The sequence below is a fragment of the Ligilactobacillus salivarius genome, assembly GCF_035231985.1.
Classification (GTDB): Bacteria; Bacillota; Bacilli; order Lactobacillales; family Lactobacillaceae; genus Ligilactobacillus; species Ligilactobacillus salivarius.
Genome location: NZ_CP117983.1, coordinates 601,254 through 620,969, shown reverse-complemented (window position 1 = coordinate 620,969; position 19,716 = coordinate 601,254). Strand labels below are relative to the sequence as shown.

Sequence of the window (19,716 nt, the reverse complement as noted above, 5' to 3'; positions counted from 1 at the left end):
AACACCTCTTAACTAAGCACGTGAAATGTAAGTACCGTCACTTGTATTAATAGTTAAAACGTCTCCTTCACTAACAAAGAAAGGAACTTGTACTACTAAGCCAGTTTCCATTGTAGCCGGTTTAGAACCACCTGAAGATGTATCACCTTTGATGCCAGGTTCTGTTTCTTTAACTTCCAAGTCAACTGTATTAGGTAATTCAACACCTAATGTTTCTGTACCAAACATGATGATACTTACTACCATGTTTTCTTTCATATATTTAAGTTCTTCTTCGATTTGTGAACCTGGTAATTCAAGCTGTTCGTAAGTATTTGTATCCATAAATACATAGTTATCACCATCAGCATATAGATATTGCATCTTTTTACGATCTATTTGTGCTTGATTTACTTTTTCACCCGCACGGAATGTTTTTTCTTGTACAGCACCTGTACGTAAATTCTTTAATTTAGAACGTACAAATGCAGATCCCTTACCTGGCTTAACATGTTGAAATTCAACAACACGCCATAGTTCACCATCTACTTCAATAGTTAAACCATTTTTAAATTCGTTAACTGAAATCATTGTTTATCCTCCTAAAATTATGTTAGCGAAATACATTAAATAAAAGACATAAGTATTCCCATCAATTAGCTACCTATAAATAGTATCAAGAATGAATACTCTTTTGCAAGCTTATTTCAAATTATTCTTAGTTTTATTGATTAAAATAATCTTCTATCTCTTCTGGACTTATCCCTAATTCTACCAAGCCAAATTTTATTAACATATGCCACGCATGTACAAATTCTGTACTTTGATGACTAAAATAGCACTTATTTATCTGTTGTTGAATAATTAAATAAACACTATTATATGATTTACTATGCCATTTAGACTTAAAATTTGACATTTGTTCTTCATTTAATAATAATAGGTAGAGCCATTTCTTTTCATTAGCAATACTTATAAAATATACCATTGTCTCACAAAAATATTCTATAAGTTCTTTTCTATTCTCATTACGAACATTTTCCATCATCTTTACCAAATAAATATTTAAACCTACATAGAGTCCAGCTACTTTTTCTTCTGGATTTAAAACTTTTGTTGGTAAAAACAACTTAATTTCTCTTCCTCTAACTTTTTTAGCTATTTCATTAATATCCATATAAATTAGACCCTCAGCAAAAATTTATAATTAGAAATATAAAGGATTAGATTGTATTTCTAAACTACTTAAATTATCTAAGTACCATGTACGAATAAAATCATATTGGAACAGTAAATCAAACCAAGATACTTTATGATCATCATCTGTAACAACTAATCCCCACTTATTTAATGTAGCACTACTATCTTCTATTGATTTATCATAAATTGTAACTTCAACACCATTATCCAGTTTCAAAATAGCTTCATTATGCAATCCTGTTACTAACATAAAGTTTTCTCTCGCAGCTTGAATAAATAATTTATCTAGAGCCGCTTGAGGAATACCTGTATTACCAAATTGATAGAATGTACTATTGGAAGGATCCATAATGTTAAAGTCCACATCAAATCCATAATCTTTTTTGAAATATTCTCCTAAAGCCATTAAATACATCTCAAACTTCTTCACAGTTTCATAATTGTATGTCTTGCTATAATCAACAACTAATAAGTTAGTGATAGCTCTACTATTGAAATGTAAAATTCTTCTTTGGAAGTTAAGATAGAACAAAATTTCACCTGTATTTTTTTCAGTATAGTAAGCCCCACCTTCTTCTGTATTATCTATTCTAAAAGTGAAGTAGCCATTTTGATTTATCCCTGGAAATTCATGATACAATTCATCATTTCTATCGGATGACTGTAGTATAACCTGTTCGTTTTGATGTAACTGTAATAATCTATTTAAAAAGATCAAATAATAATCAGATTGACTATATTGTTGAGGAAAAACTAAATAAGCCGTATCTAGTTGAAATAGAGTCAGTTCCATTGCAGCTCTTAATAAATTTTGGGAATCCGTAGTTTCTATAAGTTCATCCAATAACTCTGTGAACTTCAATCCATTATGTAAACTATCTTTTAGTTGATTGTTATATGAAAGAAGTCTTCCTTTAGTACTTAAAGAGTGTACATCTTCCTCACTATTTTCATAGTTATTAGGGTAAAAGGTAACAGTACCATTGCTATTATTTTTTTCCATACTAATCTACTCTCCCTTTTCTTGCAATTAAATCAGCAATATAATCACGATATAGAGAATTATTATGGTCAATAAAGTTTTCAAATGTACCAAACTTTGTAATAATACTTTGCTTTTCATAGCCTAATAATGTATCTTCTTTCGATAAATTCAAAACTTTTTCTTCATTTTCACGAATCTTTTGATACGCATTATTTGCTGCTTCATCTAAATCAGTTAGTTTTGATAACTCCGACATTAACTTTTGTCTTTGTTCTTTTTGTTTAGATTGCTCCCAGAAACTTACTTTTTCCTGAGATTGTCTCTTCAATTCTTTTCTTATTTCATCTTTACGTTGATCACGACTGTCTTGTCCGTCTATTAATTCTTGTAAAGAATCTGTCTCTTCAGAAATTTTATTAATTTCATCTGTATTATATCTTTTATTCTCTACTTCTAATTCAAATGCTCGAGATAACTTTTCGTATTCTTCAGCATTAAATTTGAATTCGACATTCAATACATCTAATTCACCAAATAAGCGTCGTCCCCACCAATTTCCAAAATAAAATTGAAAACGCCCTACACCTATCTCTTCAAAATAAAAGAAAGGATACATTTCACGTAAATAAGTAATTAACTTTTTACTCAAAAAAGCACTTATTTTATCATGAACATCTAAAATTAAACTTTCATTTTCTATATCTGCTACGCTATGTTTTGCTTTTAAAATTTCTTTGGAGTAACGTTGACCGTCTATTAATTGATAAACTAATCGGTCGTCTTGCTCGTCAATAGCATCGTTTAAAACCTTTAAATATTCTATTTTGCTTATCAATGAGTTAGATAACTCTTTTGTCGCATAGTCATGGTCTGATAAATTAAATTGGTTTGAATCCGCCATTTGAACTCTCCTTAATAATCATTAATTTTTAAATAAAACTATAATCTTATTTTACCAAATATTCCTTTAGTTCTAAAGCTTGACATAATTAAGATTAGAATAAAAATTATTTAAATTCTATTTTTATATTGTCTTTGATTTTCCTTTATGCCTGTTAAAACAAATTGAGCATCATCCATATCTAAATCTAATTCACTATTATTTTCATAATGTAAGCTCCTTAAATAAATTTTTTCGTACTCTTCGACAGAAATACGTGTTCTTTTTTGTAGAAACTCATTTGTTGTATTCATTAAATATTTACGATAATCCTTTCTCAAAAGCATAGCAAAGAATTCTCCCTGTGCTCCAGAACCATAACTAAATAGACCTAATCTGTCACCAGATTTTAAATCATCATTGTTTTCTAATAATGATAATAGGCTTAAATATAAGGAACCCGTATACAAATTGCCTACTTGTCGATTGTACAAGCGTGAATCTTCAAATCTATGAGCTAATTTAGCTGATACTTTAGCATCTGCATCTTTTTGTGCTTCTCGTAATGCTTTTAATCCCATTTTAGTATATGGCAAATGAAATAAAAGAGCTTCAAAATTATCAATAGTAAATCCAGTCTTATCTTTATAATTACTATAAACATTATTAAAAAAGTCTAAATATACGTTTGATGAATATTTTCCATCAACTAAAGCCTCGCTATGTCCAAGAGGTCTCCAAAAGTCCATTATATTACGTGATAGATATGTTGAACCTCCTTCGAATGACAATAATTTAGGATTAGCACTAACTAACATTGCAACTGCTCCACCACCTTGTGTTACTTCACCAGGAGTATTCAATCCGTATTTAGCAATATCTGCACCTATAATTAACGCTTTACTATCCGGATTTAACGCAACTTGTGCTTTAGCCATTTGTAACGCAGCTGTTGCACCATAACATGCTTGCTTTATTTCAAAAGTTCTAATATCATCTCTCAGGCCTAACAAATCAGCAATATAAGCAGCTGCTGATTTAGAATTATCTATCCCTGATTCTGTCCCCACAATTACCAAATCAATTTCTTCTTTATCTTCATCCGTGAGCATAGATTCTGCAGCATTCGCACCCATTGTAACTATATCTTGAGTAGGTGGGATTACTGCCATTTTACTTTGACCTATACCTATAAGATATTTATCTGGATCTTCATTTCTGGTAATTGCTAGTTCAGTCATGTCTACGTATAAATTAGAAGTAAAAAAATTAATTTTATCAATTCCTATATCCATCAATATACACTCTACTTTCAATTAGTTATCTAACTTATGTTATCACGTTTTTTAAGGTTATTAAACGTTCATGTCTTATTTTTTAGTATAATGATAATAGGTGGTGATAAGTTTGAAAAATTATAAGATTATTGTTTTCGGTACCGTCCAAGGTGTTGGATTCCGTTATACAACTAAAGCTATCGCTGATAATATGGGTATTAAGGGAATCGTACGTAATCAAAGCGATGGAACTGTTTATATTGAAGCACAAGGAAATAGTTTATTACTATCGCAATTCATATCTTCTATAAAAGCTCCCAAAAATCCATTTGCTAAAGTTACAAAAATTGAAGTTTCAGAAATTCCTGTAAAAACATATAATGACTTTTCTGTAACTTATTAGTTGTTTAAACAAGCGTTTCACTGTATCCGCTTGTTTATTTTTATATTGAAAAAAAACGTTTAATCAAGTATAGTATTCTACAGAATAAATATGAAAGGGAATTATTAATGAATAAAAATAAAAAATACATACTATTACCTTCATTTCTCACAATCACTCTATTATTAAGTGGTTGTGTACAAAGAACCAAGGATGGAAAACCCTATGGATTCATTTACGAAAAGTTAGCTATACCTACTCAACATTTATTGGAATGGCTATCCGGTGTTCTAGGTGGAAGCTATGGCTGGTCAATCATAGTTATTACTTTCATTGTTCGATTAATTATGATGCCTATTATGATTAATCAATCTAAAAAAGCAACCATTCAACAAGAAAAAATTGCAATGATTAGACCTCAACTTGCTAAAATTCAAGAACAGCAAAAAAATGCTAAGACTCCTGAAGAAAGAAATGCTGCTAGTCAAGCTATGATGAAACTTTACCAAGAAAATAATATTTCTATGGTTGGTGGAATTGGTTGTCTTCCATTGCTTATACAAATGCCTATCTTTGCTGCTTTATATGCGGCAATACAATATTCTCCTGAGTTATCTAAAACAACTTTTATGGGGATCAACTTAGGTCATAGAAGTTTTACTTTTGTTGTACTAACATTTATTATTTATGCTTTACAAGGTTGGTTGTCTACATTAGGACTACCTGAAGAACAAAAAAAGCAAATGCAATCAATGATTATTGTATCTCCAGTAATGCTAACCGGAATGACATACATTTCCCCTGCTGGTTTAGGATTATATTTCTTTATTGGTGGTATTTTTGCTTGCATCCAAACTCTAATTATTAATTTCATGCGTCCTAGAATTCGTAAGGATATTAAAAAAGAGCTGAAAAATAAACCAATTAAAAAAGTTACCGTTGAATCACCTGCAAAGAAAACTGATGATGAAAAGAAAGTAACCTCAGTTTCTAACGATATGCATGAAAAAAATCGCAAGAGAAACGCTGGCAAACAAAATCGTAAGAAATGATCAAATATAACTTTTTATATCGAGACTAGAAAAAGCCACTAGAAATCGCGTTACTAAAAACGTTGATTCCTAGTGGCTTTTAATATAACTATTTTCTAAAATTCATCTAAAAATACGGTTTTCCCCTAGCCTCTTTTTTAACCACTTTCATTCTTAAAGCTATATAAAAAATAAGAAGTATGACTTACTTGCCATACTTCCTATTTTTTATTATCTAAGTCTATCAATGGTAAAGAAATTCTAAATAAGGAACCCTGTCCTTCGACACTCTCAACAGACATAGATCCATGATAGCCTTCAACTAACTTTCTAGCAATTGACAATCCAAGTCCATTACCACCTTTATCTCGGCTACGTGCCTTGTCAACTCGATAAAACCTATCAAAAATCTTATCTATATTTTCCTGTGAAATTCCAACCCCAAAATCTTGAACAACAAATTCAACTAACTTACTATTCTTTGAAATTGACATATGAACTTCTTTTCTATCTTGAGAATACTTTACTGCATTATCCATTAGAATAATTAACACTTGTTCCAAATGATTCCTATAAATTTTTACTGGTGTATTATTTTTTAAATCATTATCCAAAACAAACGTAAAATCTGGATGTATCATCTTAAAATTATTGAATACTTGTAATCCTACTTCTCTTGCATCGCTAACTTCATTACCAAATTGCAACTCTACTTGTTCTGCTCTCGATAAATCTAACATTTCTTGAACTAAACTTTTCATTCTTGTTATTTCCTGTAATGATGCTGAAATAGATTCTTCCAATATCTGTGGATCATCCTTGCCCCATCTACTTAATAAGTCCAAATGTCCTTGAATAATTGCCACAGGTGTCCTCAATTCATGCGATACATCTTCTACAAATTGTTGTTGTTGTTGAATGTATCTTTCCATTCTATCAAGCATATCATTAAATAAATTACTTAATTCTGATAGTTCATCATTTTGATTTAAAATCGGAACTCTAACGTTAGCTAAGGAGTCTCTTTCATCATCTGTATTTATTTTACCAATAGTTTCATTTATAAGTTCTATTGGCCTTAATAACCATGCTGAAAGTACATATCCAACTAAAGCACTAGCTAACCCAGCAGTTATACCAAAAACAATAAATATTAATATTAACTTATGTCTAGTGGCATCGTAATCTGCTAATTTATTAGTGACTTGTACATATCCAATTAATTTATCACTTTTATTAGAATAAACAGGTCTTCTAACTATATATACAGTTTGTCCATTGATTTTCATAATTTTTTGTTTATTTTTGCTAGAAAAATCTACTAATACTCCTCTAGAAGCAAATAGCAATTCTTTATTAACACTATAAACACTGATTCCTATATTTTTTCCTGAAGTTGCAGTCAAAACAGAATCAGAATATATTGCTGCTTGTTTCCTATTCTGAATATCATCATTCCAAGAAGAGCTAAGAATATCCCTTACACCAGTATCTGTAAGTGTACTATTAGATTGCGCTAACCTTAAAGTTACAGCATTCATCGCCTCTTCTGAATGTCCCTTTTCTTGTCTTATTAAAAGACTGGAAAAACTTTGAAATAAAAGTGTTGCAAAAACAGCAAAAATTATAACAACACCTAGACCCGTTCCCAACGACCATTTTAAGTTAATCGAAAAAAACTTTTTCTTTTTCTTTTCATTTGTCGTTTCCATATTATCAACACCTTAATTTTTAGGAACGCATTACATATCCAGTACCACGAACTGTTTGGATATAGCTGTCTTCTCCAGGACGATCAATCTTATTACGTAAATAACGGATATAAACATCCACAACATTTGTTTCTATTTGTGTTTCATATCCCCATACTTTCTTCAAAAGTGTGTCTCTAGCTAAAACAACATTTATATTTTCCATCAACGTTAATAGTAGTTCATACTCTCTCTTAGTTAACTCTATGATTTCATCTCCACGTCTTACAACTCTATTTTCCTTTTCAATAGTTAAGTCGCGATATGTTAGTGTTGTTTGTTTATTTCCGTTTTGTTCATTTTCTAGCTCTACACGGCGCAAAACGGCTCTTAATCTTGCTAGTAATTCTTCGATAGCAAATGGTTTTACAATATAGTCATCTGCTCCATGATCTAGACCTGAAACTCTGTCGATAACCGAATCTCTTGCAGTCATCATGATAATTGGTGTATTCTTTACTTGACGAACACGACGACAAACTTCCAAACCATTTAACTCAGGTAACATTAAATCTAATAAAATGGCATCCCAATCTTCGTCCAGTGCCAACTCTAAACCTTGTCGTCCATTTTTACATACTTCTGTCTCATATCCTTCATGTTGTAATTCAAGTTCAACAAAACGAGATAAATTTTTTTCGTCCTCAATTATTAAAATTCTGCTCATATACGACACTCCTATATAATAATGACAAATAAATTATATCTTAAATTCTACTCATTGCAATTTTAACATTTTACCACAAAAATGCCTATCATTAAAGTTATACTTAAAACTATTTATAGCAATCAATTCTAATATCATTAGAAAAATATTCTTCTAACAAAAAAATATTATTATTTAGAAAAAATCAATTGACATTTATAAGTATATACCATATAATAATTTTTGTTGTGATGGTCTGGTAGCTCAGCTGGATAGAGCATTCGCCTTCTAAGCGAACGGTCGTGAGTTCGAATCTCACCCGGATCATTTCATAATTATTAGATCAGGATTTTGTCCTGATCTTTTTTATTTTTAGTTGCAGATCTTGAAGTCTGCAACTTTTTTATTAATTTAACATTTGTGGATTCCATATATTCGATACATTAAATACTATCGGTTCTGTATTTTGAATTAGCTCTTCATCTAATTTAATTCCACTAACTGTAGCTTGCCCATTTGCTTGATAATAATAAGTCCTATCCTCTGATACCGTAACTGCTCTATAAACTGTATACGTCGGTCTATGTGCTTTACTCTTAGGAATTGAAACTGTATTTAATATACCAAACGCTAATGATACGGCTTCATCGCGTGTTTTAGGCTTATCAACAAGTTCCTTTAAATAAGATGCACGAATAAATCTTTGGCTTGGAGAGTAAGATCCCGGTGGTGTCTTCTTGCCACCCAGTTTTCCAGTAGTTACATGAAATTTTCCATATTTAATCGAATTTTCTTTAAATTCATCAGTAAATTCCATATAATTTTCTAATTTTGCCAACTGACGCTCAAATTTAGGCATATTAGTTACTATCCCTAAAGGATTATCAATTATTCTCATTGGGTGCTGACTAGGTTCAACTACAATATTTCGTCCACTCTCATCTGAAAGACTAAAATGTAACTCTGATCCACCATGTTTTGTATTATTAATTACATTACTCATAAGTTCAATTTTCTCTATATTTTCTTCTACTTCAGTTACTGAAGAAAAATTTCCAAGTATATAAGTAACAAATTCATATGCTTCAAGTTGGATTTTATCATCATGCTTATCATCAACCAATTGTGCTCCATTAGAAAATGTCAATTTTTGGGCCATCAACCCACATTCATTAACTCCATCACTTAAATCAATATAATTATTATCTTGAAAACCTCCACCAACTATAGCATATTTGTTTGTATATTTTTTATTATCAAATGCTGATTTCCACTGATATCCCCTAGGAACATACATAGGTTTCACATAAAGATCATACCAATCCATTGTTCTTCCCATAACATGTATTCCATCTTCAGAAATAACACTAACACTTGTACACATTTCATCACTTCCTTCAAATTACTTTTATCATATAATTATCTCAAAATACAAGTATTTTAAACCAAAAAAACAGAAGCATATTATAAAATACTGAAGTGCCTTACAATTGTTAGACAAAGTCTAGCGATTGTGAGGTGCTTTTTTCGTATGACTAAATATACTCAAAAATTCAAATTAGATATTATTCAGGAATATCTAGATACTGGCTGTTCACAACGATGGTTAGAAAATAAGTATTCTTTACCAAAGGATACCTTAGAAAAATGGTGGACTGTATACAACTTAAAAGGACCCGAAGGGCTGAAATTACGACATTTCAAACGTAAATTTACTGTTGATTTTAAACTTCGTGTGATAAACTACTACCTAAATAATGATGTTTCAATGTCCAAAGTAGCGGCTTCCCATAATCTTTTGTGTTCACAGATATCTATCTGGTTGAAGTTGTTTATGGAAGGTGGATCTGAGGCCTTGAAACCCAAGAAGAAAGGTAGGCCAAGTAAGATGTCAAAAATGACAAAGAAGAATGCACGTAAAATCTTAAAAAAGGAAAGTGATGAAATTACGGCATTAAAGAGTGAATTACGTCAAGTTAAAATGGAGCGTGATATCTTAAAAAAATCGTTGACCCTGTTCGGACCCTCAAAGCCAAGGAGAAAACAATAATTGTGGATCAGATCAGGGTGGATCAACAGAACTTGCCCAAAAAGGAAAGATATGGGATTGGTGAGCTTCTAAAAACGATTGACTTGAAGCGACCAACTTATTACGACGAACGCAAACGTATCATCAATAAAAATGATAAGTATGCTGATGTTAAGGTGGTAATCAAGGAAATAGCGGAAAAAGGTAAATGGAGAGGTTCTTACACATACGGCTATCGCCGTATAATGCCACTTCTTGAGAAAGCTGGATATCACATGGCTGAAGCCACTTTACGTCGCTTAATGAACGAATTAGGTGTACAACCAGCTATGTATAATCGCCGTAAAAATAATCACTATTCTTCTTATAAAGGTACAGTTGGTAAGATAGCTGATAACTTGTTAAACCAAACATTTGATGCTACATCTCCTTTTACTGTTCTTCATACGGATGTTTCACAAGTACGTTTAGGTGATTCGACCTGGGCTTACATGTCAGTTATTTTAGATCAAGCTACCAAAGAAGTTTTAGCCGCTTCTGTTAGCCAAAACCCCAATAAACTGTTGATTATGGATACATTAAGTCAGCTTGAGGATAACCTCCCCAATAACTTTAATCCAATTATTCATTCTGACCAAGGATGGCACTACCAATTAGAATATTACCGTGAAAAGATTGATTCATTAGGTTTAATTCAAAGTATGTCCCGCAAGGGAAACTGCCTAGATAATGCTCCAATGGAAAGCTTTTTCCATCTTTTTAAAGTTGAATCACAGCCTGAAATAAAGAAATGTAAGAGTATTTCTCAGTTCACACAGTTCTTTAACAAGTATGTCAATTGGTACAATAATGACCGAATTTCCAATAAAACAAAAAACATGAGTCCGGTTGATTACCGAACCCATGTTTTAGCTGCTTGAAAATATTTTATTTTTGTCTAACTTTTTTGTTGCACTTCATACACTTCTGTTAATATATATTTTATTATTCTAATCCCACACGTTTAAAAATGTCATCTACATGACGTAAATGCCAATGATAATCAAACGCATCATCTAAATCTTCTTTGGATAAACGCTTAGAAATTTCTTCATCTTGCTCTAACAAAGGGCGGAATGGAACTTGCTTATCCCAAGATTCAGCAGTTTTTGGTTGAATTAAGTCGTATGCCTCTTCTCTACTCATTCCTGTATCGATTAATTTCAAAAGTACACGTCCACTATAAATCAATCCGAATGTTCTATCCATATTACGTTTCATGTTTTCAGGGAAAACTGTTAAATTCTCAACAATCTTTCCAAAACGATGTAACATGTAATCAATCAAAATTGTAGTATCAGGTAAAATTATTCTTTCTGCTGATGAATGGGAGATATCACGTTCATGCCATAAAGAAACATTTTCAAAGGCTGTTACCATGTGTCCTCGGCAGACTCTAGCTAATCCGCAGATATTTTCAGAACCAATAGGATTACGCTTATGTGGCATTGCAGAAGATCCCTTTTGACCCTTTGCAAAATATTCTTCTACTTCACGTGTTTCAGATTTTTGCAATCCTCTAATTTCAGTTGCAAATTCTTCCAAACTTGTAGCAATTAAAGCCAATGCAGATAAGTATTCAGCATGTAAATCTCTTGGTAAAACTTGACTAGAAATTTCTTGTGCTCTAATTCCTAATTTATCACATACATATTTTTCAACAAAAGGATCAATATTTGCAAATGTACCAACAGCACCACTAATTTTACCAGCTTCTACACCCTTAGCAGCATGTTCAAAACGTTCAATATCACGATTAATCTCAGAATACCATCTTGCTAATTTCAAGCCAAATGTAGTAGGTTCTGCATGGACTCCATGAGTGCGTCCCATCATAACAGTATTCTTATACTTTTTAGCTTTACAAGCAACAATTTCTTTAAATTCTTGTAAATCTTTACGTAAAATATCATTTACTTGCTTTAATTGATAACCATAGGCAGTATCAACGACATCTGTACTCGTCAATCCATAATGAACCCATTTCTTTTCATCACCTAATGTTTCAGACAAAGCACGCGTAAATGCAATAACATCATGGTGTGTTACTTCTTCTATTTCTGCAATACGATCTACATTTATCTTTGCATTTTTTTCAATTTTTCAACATCTTCATCAGGAATATGACCAAGCTTTGCCCAAGCTTCATCCGCAGCTAACTCAACTGCTAACCAACATTCGTATTTTTTTTCATCATTCCAAATTGCTGCCATTTCTGGACGTGTATAACGTGAAATCATTTTACTCTCCTTTAATCCCATACATGAGTTGATGCAATCTCATCAAGTGTTTTATTTATATCATCTGTTAATATTGTAACATGTCCCATTTTTCTATCAACACGAATTTCACCTTTACCGTAATCATGGAATTGCCATGTAGGTTTTTTTGGTATCAATTCTTGTGTTTTCTCAACATGTTGTCCTAAAACATTCACCATCACTACTGGCTTTAATAGCTCAATTTTAGGTAATGGCCAATTACATATAGCTCTATTATGAATATCAAACTGTGAAAAATTACATGCTTCTATTGAGTAATGTCCTGAATTATGTGGTCTAGGTGCCAATTCATTTATGTAAATCTCATTATCCTCACCTATAAACATTTCAATTCCTAAGATTCCACACAAATTCAAGCTTTCAGCTACTTTTACCGCTGTTTCTTTTGCTTTTTCTTGTAATTCACTCGAAATTCTAGCTGGTACAATACTTTCGTGTAATATCTGGTTACGATGGATATTTTCGCTTACTGGAAATGCAGTAATTTCACCTCTAAGATTTCTTCCTACCATGACCGAACATTCCATTTGAAAGTTTATTTTTCCTTCTAAAATACATTGTCCTAACTTTATAATTTCATCAGCTTCAACTAAATCTTTTTCTGAATTGAGAACTAATTGTCCTTTACCATCATACCCTCCTTCGCATGTTTTTAAGATTGCTGGATAACCTATTTCATTTATCTCTTTTTTTAAATCTGAAAATTTATTTATCTCAGCAAATGGGGCTACTTTTAACCCACTTTTTTGCAAAAAAGTTTTTTCTCTTATTCTATCTTTAGTAATTCTTAATAATTCCGTACCTTGAGGGATTTCTACTTTGCTACTAACATTCTCTAATGCATTAAGATCAACATTTTCAAATTCATAGGTTAATACATCGGCCTTATCAGCTAGTTCCTCTATTGCGTCTATATCATCATAAGGTGCTACAATCTGTTCATCTGAAACTTGTCCCGCTGAGCAATCTGGATTAGGATCCAAGATTATAACTCTCATTCCAGCTTTTTTTGCAGAAAATGACAACATTTGCCCTAACTGTCCTCCACCGATAATTCCAATTGTTTTTCCTTGCATTATCATACTATCCAAGTTGCTCACCGCTCTTTTCTGCATCATCATGCTGTTTTTTTCTAAATAAAACTAATTTTTCAGCTATTTCTTCATCATTAATTCCCAAAATTTGCAACGCCAATAATGCTGCATTCTTAGCACCTGAAGCACCAATTGCTGTAGTAGCTACTGGAATTCCAGCTGGCATTTGTACAATCGACAATAATGAATCCATTCCATTTAATGCACGCGATTTAACTGGGACTCCAATAACAGGTAGTATAGTGTTAGCTGCTACCATTCCCGGAAGATGTGCAGCACCACCAGCTCCAGCTATAATTACTTTTAACCCTTTATCCTTTGCGGTTTCAGAAAAGGCGAACATTTCTTTTGGCATTCTATGAGCTGAAATAACTTTTTTATCATAGTTTATTCCAAAATTTTCTAAAATTTCAGCTGCCTCTTTCATAGTATTCCAATCAGAAATACTACCCATTACAATTGCTACTTCTCTTTTCAAAATTATCCCTCCTAGACAAACATAGAATAGCAAAATGCGCCTTAGATGTCAAAGTAAAATTCGAATTTTATTTTTAAATACGTGGTAAAAAGTACACTTATATCGCAAAAATACGAACTTTATCACTAAATAATAATATTTTGGAATTATTGCTTCACTTAAGGTAAAATTAAATGTAAGTTTATTTTAACGGAGGAATTACTTTTGATAACTTTAGCTGGAATTATTGGTTCTGGAAAGTCTAGTTTAACAAAATTATTATCTCAAGAATTAAATACTACACCTTTCTTTGAACCAGTTACTGATAATCCTGTTTTACCACTATTTTATAAAGGAAATGAATTGGCAGCAAAAAAAAGAGCTGTTGGTGCTACTGATGTAACCAATCCTTATACTTACCTTTTACAAACTTTCTTCTTAAATCGTCGTTTCAAAATGATAAAAGAAGCTATGCGTGGGGATAATAATATATTAGATAGATCTATCTATGAAGACGCTATGTTCATGAGAATGAATACAGAATTAGGTAATGCAACCCAAATAGAGTATCAAATTTATCAAGAATTATTAAAAAATATGCTAGATGAAATTAAATTAGCAACCCCTAAAAATCATAAAGACTTGATGATTCTAATTAAAGTTTCTTATCCTACAATGATCAAGCGTATTGAAAAACGAGGACGTGAATATGAACAGGTTACAAATGATCCTTCTTTAGTAGATTACTATAAACGATTATTAGAATTCTACGACGAATGGGAACGTACTTATGATAAATCCCCATTACTAGTAATAGACGGCGATAAATACGATTTTGTAGAAAATAAATCAGATCGTCAATTTGTTCTCAATACTATTGCTGATACTCTTTTAGACATGGGAAAAATATCTAGAGATGAACATTTAAAACTATATACTGAAAATTAAAAAATCCGTTCAAGAATTTTAACAAGTTCTTGAACGGATTTTTATTTAATTATAGTTCATTTACTATTTACTACGTTTTTTATTTGATATTTCTTTACCTTTTACATATCTCTTAGAATGTTTCTTTAAATATTGTAACAACTGTGCCTCATTTCTGAATTCACGCGGATGTTGCTGTCCATGTAAACGTAAGGAAATCTTATTAATCTTAATTCTTCCAGTCCATGTATACGTATATTCGACGATAAAACGATTATTCATTGTTTTTTCATCGATTCCAAATTTTAATACATAAACTCTCTCAGGAACCATTAGTGGATTAACATGTTCTTTTTCGTAGTAAACTCCATTGGCCTTCAAAAAATTCTTTGTTTTCCTCAGCATGTCCAACCCTCCTTTGACAATTTCCTACAAAATTCTTTCACATATAATTATACCATACATTAGCTATAAAGAATCTTAATTTTAAAATTGATCACTATATTTATACAAAATTTTGTTATAACATAATATTATTCCTTTACAAGTGCTGAATTGTTATTTTATTTAATATTAACTAAGTAATATTCCCTATACGATAATCGACATAAACTTATTAATGCTATATAAAAGTATAAAAAAGTTGCCATAAACGTTGATAAACCAACATTTACAGCAACTAAATTAAATATTATTTAATTTGAGACATTACTTCTTCAGCAAAGTTTTCTTCTTTCTTTTCAATACCTTCGCCAACTTCATAACGAACAAAAGATTTTACCTTACCATTCTTAGAAGCAACATATTTTGCAACTGTTAAATCAGGATCCTTAACAAAGTCTTGATCATCCAATGCAACTTCTGCAAAGAACTTGTTCAAGCGACCAGCAACCATTTTTTCAATGATTTTTTCTGGCTTACCTTCATTCTTAGCTTCTTCTGTAAGAACTTCCTTTTCATGTGCAACCTCAGCTTCTGGAACTTCATCACGGTTTACATATTTAGGATTAATAGCAGCAACGTGCATAGCAACATCCTTAGCTGTAGCTTCATCAGCACCTTCTACTACTGACAATACAGCAATACGTCCACCATCGTGTAAGTATGCACCAAAGTTGTCAGCGTCTGCCTTTTCAACAACTTCAAAACGACGTAAACTAATCTTTTCACCAATAACTTGTGTAGCTTCAATTAATTCATCGTTAAGAGTACCTTTATCTGTCTTTAATTGTAAAGCAGCTTCTACATCAGCAGGTGTGTTTTCAGCAATAACGTCTGCAATATGCTTTACTAATGCTTTAAATTGATCATTTTGTGCAACAAAGTCTGTTTCAGCATTAACTTCAACAATAACAGCCTTATTACCATTTACAGCAACGTTTGCTAAACCTTCAGCAGCAACACGATCACTCTTCTTAGCAGCTTTTGCCATACCTTTTTCACGTAAGAAATCAATAGCTTTTTCCATGTCACCTTCTACAGCAACTAAAGCTTTTTTAGCGTCCATCATACCAACGCCTGTTTTATCACGTAACTCTTTTACTTGAGCAGCAGAAATCTTTGCCATCTTAATTGGCCTCCTTAAAATTAAAATTACTAAAAAAGCTGTCTCAAACTGAGGCTATTTGCCCACAAATTCGAGACAGCCTAAGTTAACTAACTATTCAGCATCTGTGCTATCATTGTCGCCTTCTACAGCTTCAACGATATCTTCGATTGAATCAACTTGATCATCTGTATTTTCAAATGTATCTTCAGTAACAGGTGCATCATCTTCACCTTGACGACCTTCAATGATAGCATCTGCCATCTTAGAAGTGATTAAACGAACTGCACGAATTGCATCGTCGTTTGATGGAATCTTAACATCAATTTCATCAGGATCTGCGTTTGTATCAACCATAGCAACAATAGGAATGTTCAATTTTTGAGCTTCCTTAACAGCGATACGTTCTTTACGAGGATCAACGATGAACAATACATCAGGAATACGTGGCATATCTTCAATACCACCAAGGAATTTTTCTAAACGATCTCTTTGTTTAATTAACAAAGCAACTTCCTTCTTAGGTAAGCGATCAAAAGTACCATCTTCAGCCATTGCCTTGATTTCTTTTAACTTCTTAATACGCTTTTGAATTGTATTCCAGTTAGTCAAAGTACCACCTAACCAACGATGGTTAACATAGTATTGACCTGCACGCTTTGCTTCTTCTTCGATAGCTTCTTGTGCTTGCTTCTTTGTACCAACAAATAATACTACGCCGTCATCACTTGCAGCATCTTTAATGAAGTCATATGCATCATCAATTAACTTAACTGTTTTTTGTAAGTCAATGATGTAGATACCGTTACGTTCTGTAAAGATATACTTCTTCATCTTAGGGTTCCAACGACGTGTTTGGTGACCAAAATGTACACCAGCTTCTAGTAATTGTTTCATGGTAATAACTGCCATTACAATTTACCTCCAAATAATTTGTTTTTTTATCCTCCCACATGTTCAATTGTTAAAAAACTCTGACGAGCAACTTTTTAACTATCGCATGCAGTGTGAATTGTGTCTTACACACTTAAAAGATTATACTTTATTATTGTATGAATTGCAATGATTTTATTAATCATTCAATTAAATTTCTATCTACACCATGTTCAACTAAATATTTATTTTTCTTTTCTCTAGATTGATGCTTAAATGCATATTCTTTTTTTAAAGCCATACTTTTAGAACTAAATTTTTCATGATAAATCATTTCAACTGGCCTACGTTTTTTTAATCTTGTGTATTTAGCACCTACTCCATCATTATGTTGATTTAATCTCCTAATTAAATCAGTCGTAAATCCTCCATATAAAGTATTGTCTGCACACAATAATACATAGAAATAATAGCTATTTTCCTTTACCATATAAAAGTTCCTCTATAACATTAGTATATTTTCCATTATCTTCAGACACAATTATAGGTGGAAGGTAACGAATCCCACCATCTTTTCCTGCTTTTATACCTTGAACTAATACAATATTAGCTTCCTTATCTTTTTTTGGATATACTAATTGAATTTTTTTTGGAGCAATATTGTGTTTTCTCATCAAATCTAACATTTCAAGTAGCCTATCAGGTCTATATACAAAATTAGCCTTCCCACCAAATTTCAAAAGTCCACTTGTAACTTCTATGACTTGTTCTAGAGTTACCTTAATTTCATGTCTTGCAATAGCATAGTACTGATTAGGATTTTTTTTACTTGTTTCCAAATTAGCGAAATACGGAGGATTACATACCACCATATCAACCGAATCTTTTGATATCAAACCTTGTAAATTATTTAAATCCTCATTTAAGATTGTGATTTTATCTTCTAAATTATTCAGTAATATACTTCTTCTAGCCATATCAGCTAATCTTTTTTGAATCTCTACTTGGATTATTTTTCCATTCACTTTCTGACTCAAAAAAAGACCTACTGCACCATTTCCTGCACATAGATCCACTATCTTAGAATTCTTTTTCTTCAATGAGTCTGCAAAGTCAGCCAATAAAACAGCATCTATTGAAAAAGAAAAAACTTCGCTACTTTGAATAATTTTTATCTTTGATGAATACAATTGATCAATTCGTTCATTAGATAGTAATATATCCTCATGCATTATAAAACCTCATTTTTTACTTGCAACTTAAAAAATTTTTTCATACTATATGATAGTAGTATAACAAATTATAGAAAGGTTGTCGCTCAATGTTTTATTCTTTCATTCGTGTGATAGTTCGTATTATAGTTTACATTGTTAATGGAAAACCTACATATTTAAATAAAGAAAAACTTCCAACTGGAAATTATATTTTAGTCGGCCCACATAGGACTTGGTTCGATCCTTTATATTTTGCATTAGCTGCTTCTCCAAAGAAATTCTCTTTTATGGCTAAAGAAGAATTATTCAAAAATCCTATATTACGATTCATTCTTGTACACGCCAATGCTTTTCCTGTTAATCGAGAAAATCCTGGACCTTCAGTTATTAAAACTCCTGTTAAATGGTTAAAAAAGAAAGATTTATCACTTATCATGTTTCCATCTGGAACTAGACATTCTCAAAAACTAAAAGGTGGAGCAATTTTAATTGCTAAACTTTCAGGAGTTCCTATTGTTCCTGCTGTGTATCAAGGGCCATTAACCTTTAAAGGACTTTTAACTAGAAAAAAAACTACAGTTGCTTTTGGAGATCCAATCTATTTAGATAGGAAAATGAAAATTAACGATGAAAATCAGAAAATTATTATTGAAAAAATGGAACAGCAATTCAATAGTTTAGATAAATCTATTAATCCTGATTTTAAGTACATTGATGTGTCAAAAAAATAATCCAGTTTTCAAAAAAGTACGATAAAATTATTATCTCAAAATTTTATCGTACTTTTTATTTAGTAAATATTAAAATAACGCTTTTCTTTCTGAATAAAGAAAAGCGTTATCCAAGTTATTAAAGGGCCATGGTCCCTTTAATCTTAATTAATATTTCGATTACTTAGTTTTTACAACTTCCTTGTCACCATAGTATCCACAACTTGGGCATACATGATGTACTTTACGTAATTCACCACAATTTGGGCAAGCACTCATACCAGGTACTTGTAACTTGTAATGTGTGCGACGTAATCTCTTGCGAGTTTTAGATGTTCTACGTGCTGGTACAGCCATTATTAGACACCTCCTTAAAACAATAAATAAATCTACCAAGAAAGATTCTACTTGTTA

The 19,716-nt window shown here is 31.6% G+C and carries 22 protein-coding genes, 1 tRNA gene and 1 pseudogene; 7 read left to right on the top strand and 17 right to left on the bottom strand.

The window, feature by feature from the left end; translation table 11 throughout:
- Positions 1–12: 12 nt before the first annotated feature.
- The 5 genes from efp to PTA89_RS02980 all read right to left on the bottom strand — a co-directional run bounded on the left by efp (position 13) and on the right by PTA89_RS02980 (position 4,339).
- Positions 13–570: an elongation factor P gene (gene efp, locus PTA89_RS03000; protein WP_003699839.1), complete on the bottom strand. Its 558-nt coding sequence runs from the start codon at positions 568–570 to the stop codon at positions 13–15.
- Positions 571–703: 133 nt separating this feature from the next.
- Complete coding sequence (locus tag PTA89_RS02995) at positions 704–1,156, bottom strand: hypothetical protein (RefSeq protein WP_003708058.1); 453 nt, start codon at positions 1,154–1,156, stop codon at positions 704–706.
- A gap of 30 nt (positions 1,157–1,186) precedes the next feature.
- Positions 1,187–2,182: a hypothetical protein gene (locus PTA89_RS02990; protein WP_003704088.1), complete on the bottom strand. Its 996-nt coding sequence runs from the start codon at positions 2,180–2,182 to the stop codon at positions 1,187–1,189.
- A gap of 1 nt (position 2,183) precedes the next feature.
- Positions 2,184–3,065 carry a hypothetical protein gene (locus tag PTA89_RS02985; RefSeq protein ID WP_003699835.1) on the bottom strand — a complete coding sequence of 294 codons (882 nt, stop codon included), beginning with the start codon at positions 3,063–3,065 and terminating at the stop codon, positions 2,184–2,186.
- 110 nt (positions 3,066–3,175) lie between these two features.
- Positions 3,176–4,339: a hydroxymethylglutaryl-CoA synthase gene (locus tag PTA89_RS02980; protein WP_201898836.1), complete on the bottom strand. Its 1,164-nt coding sequence runs from the start codon at positions 4,337–4,339 to the stop codon at positions 3,176–3,178.
- 112 nt (positions 4,340–4,451) lie between these two features.
- On the opposite strand from PTA89_RS02980, the gene PTA89_RS02975 reads away from it, so the two are divergent.
- Together PTA89_RS02975 and yidC are read left to right on the top strand one after the other, a co-directional pair.
- Positions 4,452–4,724 carry an acylphosphatase gene (locus PTA89_RS02975; protein ID WP_003705923.1) on the top strand — a complete coding sequence of 91 codons (273 nt, stop codon included), beginning with the start codon at positions 4,452–4,454 and terminating at the stop codon, positions 4,722–4,724.
- A 107-nt stretch (positions 4,725–4,831) separates the two neighbouring features.
- Positions 4,832–5,755, top strand: coding sequence for a membrane protein insertase YidC (gene yidC, locus PTA89_RS02970; RefSeq protein ID WP_301265586.1), 924 nt, complete (start codon positions 4,832–4,834; stop codon positions 5,753–5,755).
- A gap of 200 nt (positions 5,756–5,955) precedes the next feature.
- Here the strand turns inward: yidC and PTA89_RS02965 are convergent, their stop codons facing one another.
- Positions 5,956–7,446 (bottom strand): HAMP domain-containing sensor histidine kinase, encoded by a 1,491-nt coding sequence (locus PTA89_RS02965; protein WP_324177379.1) that lies wholly within the window; start codon positions 7,444–7,446, stop codon positions 5,956–5,958.
- 19 nt (positions 7,447–7,465) lie between these two features.
- On the bottom strand, positions 7,466–8,152 hold the full coding sequence (locus tag PTA89_RS02960) for a response regulator transcription factor (protein WP_003699827.1): 687 nt from the start codon (positions 8,150–8,152) through the stop codon (positions 7,466–7,468).
- 232 nt (positions 8,153–8,384) lie between these two features.
- On the opposite strand from PTA89_RS02960, the gene PTA89_RS02955 reads away from it, so the two are divergent.
- Positions 8,385–8,458 (top strand) — tRNA-Arg (locus tag PTA89_RS02955).
- Positions 8,459–8,537: 79 nt separating this feature from the next.
- Here PTA89_RS02955 and PTA89_RS02950 read toward each other — a convergent pair.
- On the bottom strand, positions 8,538–9,515 hold the full coding sequence (locus tag PTA89_RS02950) for a choloylglycine hydrolase family protein (RefSeq protein ID WP_301265588.1): 978 nt from the start codon (positions 9,513–9,515) through the stop codon (positions 8,538–8,540).
- 147 nt (positions 9,516–9,662) lie between these two features.
- Between PTA89_RS02950 and PTA89_RS02945 the strand changes: the two genes are divergently transcribed.
- Both PTA89_RS02945 and PTA89_RS02940 read left to right on the top strand, forming a co-directional pair.
- Complete coding sequence (locus tag PTA89_RS02945; protein ID WP_003709280.1) at positions 9,663–10,181, top strand: helix-turn-helix domain-containing protein; 519 nt, start codon at positions 9,663–9,665, stop codon at positions 10,179–10,181.
- A gap of 2 nt (positions 10,182–10,183) precedes the next feature.
- Positions 10,184–11,080, top strand: coding sequence for an IS3 family transposase (locus PTA89_RS02940; RefSeq protein WP_003709279.1), 897 nt, complete (start codon positions 10,184–10,186; stop codon positions 11,078–11,080).
- 64 nt (positions 11,081–11,144) lie between these two features.
- Here PTA89_RS02940 and purB read toward each other — a convergent pair.
- The 3 genes and pseudogenes from purB to purE all read right to left on the bottom strand — a co-directional run bounded on the left by purB (position 11,145) and on the right by purE (position 14,053).
- Positions 11,145–12,439, bottom strand: a pseudogene (gene purB / locus PTA89_RS02935) (adenylosuccinate lyase).
- 11 nt (positions 12,440–12,450) lie between these two features.
- Positions 12,451–13,602, bottom strand: a complete 1,152-nt coding sequence (gene purK, locus PTA89_RS02930; protein ID WP_050806380.1) for a 5-(carboxyamino)imidazole ribonucleotide synthase — start codon at positions 13,600–13,602, stop codon at positions 12,451–12,453.
- Complete coding sequence (purE, locus tag PTA89_RS02925; RefSeq protein ID WP_301265590.1) at positions 13,565–14,053, bottom strand: 5-(carboxyamino)imidazole ribonucleotide mutase; 489 nt, start codon at positions 14,051–14,053, stop codon at positions 13,565–13,567. Before purE ends, purK begins: the two co-directional genes overlap by 38 nt.
- A gap of 204 nt (positions 14,054–14,257) precedes the next feature.
- On the opposite strand from purE, the gene PTA89_RS02920 reads away from it, so the two are divergent.
- A complete protein-coding gene (locus PTA89_RS02920) occupies positions 14,258–14,980 on the top strand; it encodes a deoxynucleoside kinase (RefSeq protein WP_301265591.1) in 723 nt (240 codons plus the stop codon).
- 63 nt (positions 14,981–15,043) lie between these two features.
- Here the strand turns inward: PTA89_RS02920 and PTA89_RS02915 are convergent, their stop codons facing one another.
- From PTA89_RS02915 to PTA89_RS02895, 5 genes are all read right to left on the bottom strand, one after another.
- Entirely contained in the window at positions 15,044–15,364 is a 321-nt protein-coding gene (locus PTA89_RS02915) for a hypothetical protein (RefSeq protein WP_003699818.1), read from the bottom strand.
- Between the two features lie 286 nt (positions 15,365–15,650).
- Positions 15,651–16,526 (bottom strand): translation elongation factor Ts, encoded by an 876-nt coding sequence (gene tsf / locus PTA89_RS02910; RefSeq protein WP_003699817.1) that lies wholly within the window; start codon positions 16,524–16,526, stop codon positions 15,651–15,653.
- A gap of 93 nt (positions 16,527–16,619) precedes the next feature.
- Positions 16,620–17,417: a 30S ribosomal protein S2 gene (gene rpsB, locus PTA89_RS02905; protein ID WP_003699815.1), complete on the bottom strand. Its 798-nt coding sequence runs from the start codon at positions 17,415–17,417 to the stop codon at positions 16,620–16,622.
- A 163-nt stretch (positions 17,418–17,580) separates the two neighbouring features.
- Positions 17,581–17,868 carry a GIY-YIG nuclease family protein gene (locus tag PTA89_RS02900; protein WP_003699814.1) on the bottom strand — a complete coding sequence of 96 codons (288 nt, stop codon included), beginning with the start codon at positions 17,866–17,868 and terminating at the stop codon, positions 17,581–17,583.
- Entirely contained in the window at positions 17,852–18,610 is a 759-nt protein-coding gene (locus PTA89_RS02895) for a tRNA1(Val) (adenine(37)-N6)-methyltransferase (protein ID WP_003699813.1), read from the bottom strand. The genes PTA89_RS02900 and PTA89_RS02895 overlap by 17 nt, the downstream gene beginning before the upstream one ends.
- An 89-nt stretch (positions 18,611–18,699) precedes the next feature.
- Here PTA89_RS02895 and PTA89_RS02890 point away from each other — a divergent pair, with 89 nt between their 5' ends.
- Complete coding sequence (locus PTA89_RS02890; RefSeq protein ID WP_011475794.1) at positions 18,700–19,323, top strand: lysophospholipid acyltransferase family protein; 624 nt, start codon at positions 18,700–18,702, stop codon at positions 19,321–19,323.
- A gap of 159 nt (positions 19,324–19,482) precedes the next feature.
- Here PTA89_RS02890 and rpmF read toward each other — a convergent pair whose 3' ends face one another.
- Positions 19,483–19,659, bottom strand: a complete 177-nt coding sequence (gene rpmF, locus PTA89_RS02885) for a 50S ribosomal protein L32 (RefSeq protein WP_081537839.1) — start codon at positions 19,657–19,659, stop codon at positions 19,483–19,485.
- Between the last annotated feature and the right edge of the window lie 57 nt (positions 19,660–19,716).

Coding starts and splice junctions, on each gene's coding strand:
- efp (WP_003699839.1), bottom strand. CDS start 570: ATGATTTCAGTTAACGAATTTAAAAATGGTTTAACTATTGAAGTAGAT.
- PTA89_RS02995 (WP_003708058.1), bottom strand. CDS start 1,156: ATGGATATTAATGAAATAGCTAAAAAAGTTAGAGGAAGAGAAATTAAG.
- PTA89_RS02990 (WP_003704088.1), bottom strand. CDS start 2,182: ATGGAAAAAAATAATAGCAATGGTACTGTTACCTTTTACCCTAATAAC.
- PTA89_RS02985 (WP_003699835.1), bottom strand. CDS start 3,065: ATGGCGGATTCAAACCAATTTAATTTATCAGACCATGACTATGCGACA.
- PTA89_RS02980 (WP_201898836.1), bottom strand. CDS start 4,339: ATGGATATAGGAATTGATAAAATTAATTTTTTTACTTCTAATTTATAC.
- yidC (WP_301265586.1), top strand. CDS start 4,832: ATGAATAAAAATAAAAAATACATACTATTACCTTCATTTCTCACAATC.
- PTA89_RS02965 (WP_324177379.1), bottom strand. CDS start 7,446: ATGGAAACGACAAATGAAAAGAAAAAGAAAAAGTTTTTTTCGATTAAC.
- PTA89_RS02960 (WP_003699827.1), bottom strand. CDS start 8,152: ATGAGCAGAATTTTAATAATTGAGGACGAAAAAAATTTATCTCGTTTT.
- PTA89_RS02950 (WP_301265588.1), bottom strand. CDS start 9,515: ATGTGTACAAGTGTTAGTGTTATTTCTGAAGATGGAATACATGTTATG.
- PTA89_RS02945 (WP_003709280.1), top strand. CDS start 9,663: ATGACTAAATATACTCAAAAATTCAAATTAGATATTATTCAGGAATAT.
- purK (WP_050806380.1), bottom strand. CDS start 13,602: ATGATGATGCAGAAAAGAGCGGTGAGCAACTTGGATAGTATGATAATG.
- PTA89_RS02915 (WP_003699818.1), bottom strand. CDS start 15,364: ATGCTGAGGAAAACAAAGAATTTTTTGAAGGCCAATGGAGTTTACTAC.
- tsf (WP_003699817.1), bottom strand. CDS start 16,526: ATGGCAAAGATTTCTGCTGCTCAAGTAAAAGAGTTACGTGATAAAACA.
- rpsB (WP_003699815.1), bottom strand. CDS start 17,417: ATGGCAGTTATTACCATGAAACAATTACTAGAAGCTGGTGTACATTTT.
- PTA89_RS02900 (WP_003699814.1), bottom strand. CDS start 17,868: ATGGTAAAGGAAAATAGCTATTATTTCTATGTATTATTGTGTGCAGAC.
- PTA89_RS02895 (WP_003699813.1), bottom strand. CDS start 18,610: ATGCATGAGGATATATTACTATCTAATGAACGAATTGATCAATTGTAT.
- PTA89_RS02890 (WP_011475794.1), top strand. CDS start 18,700: ATGTTTTATTCTTTCATTCGTGTGATAGTTCGTATTATAGTTTACATT.
- rpmF (WP_081537839.1), bottom strand. CDS start 19,659: ATGGCTGTACCAGCACGTAGAACATCTAAAACTCGCAAGAGATTACGT.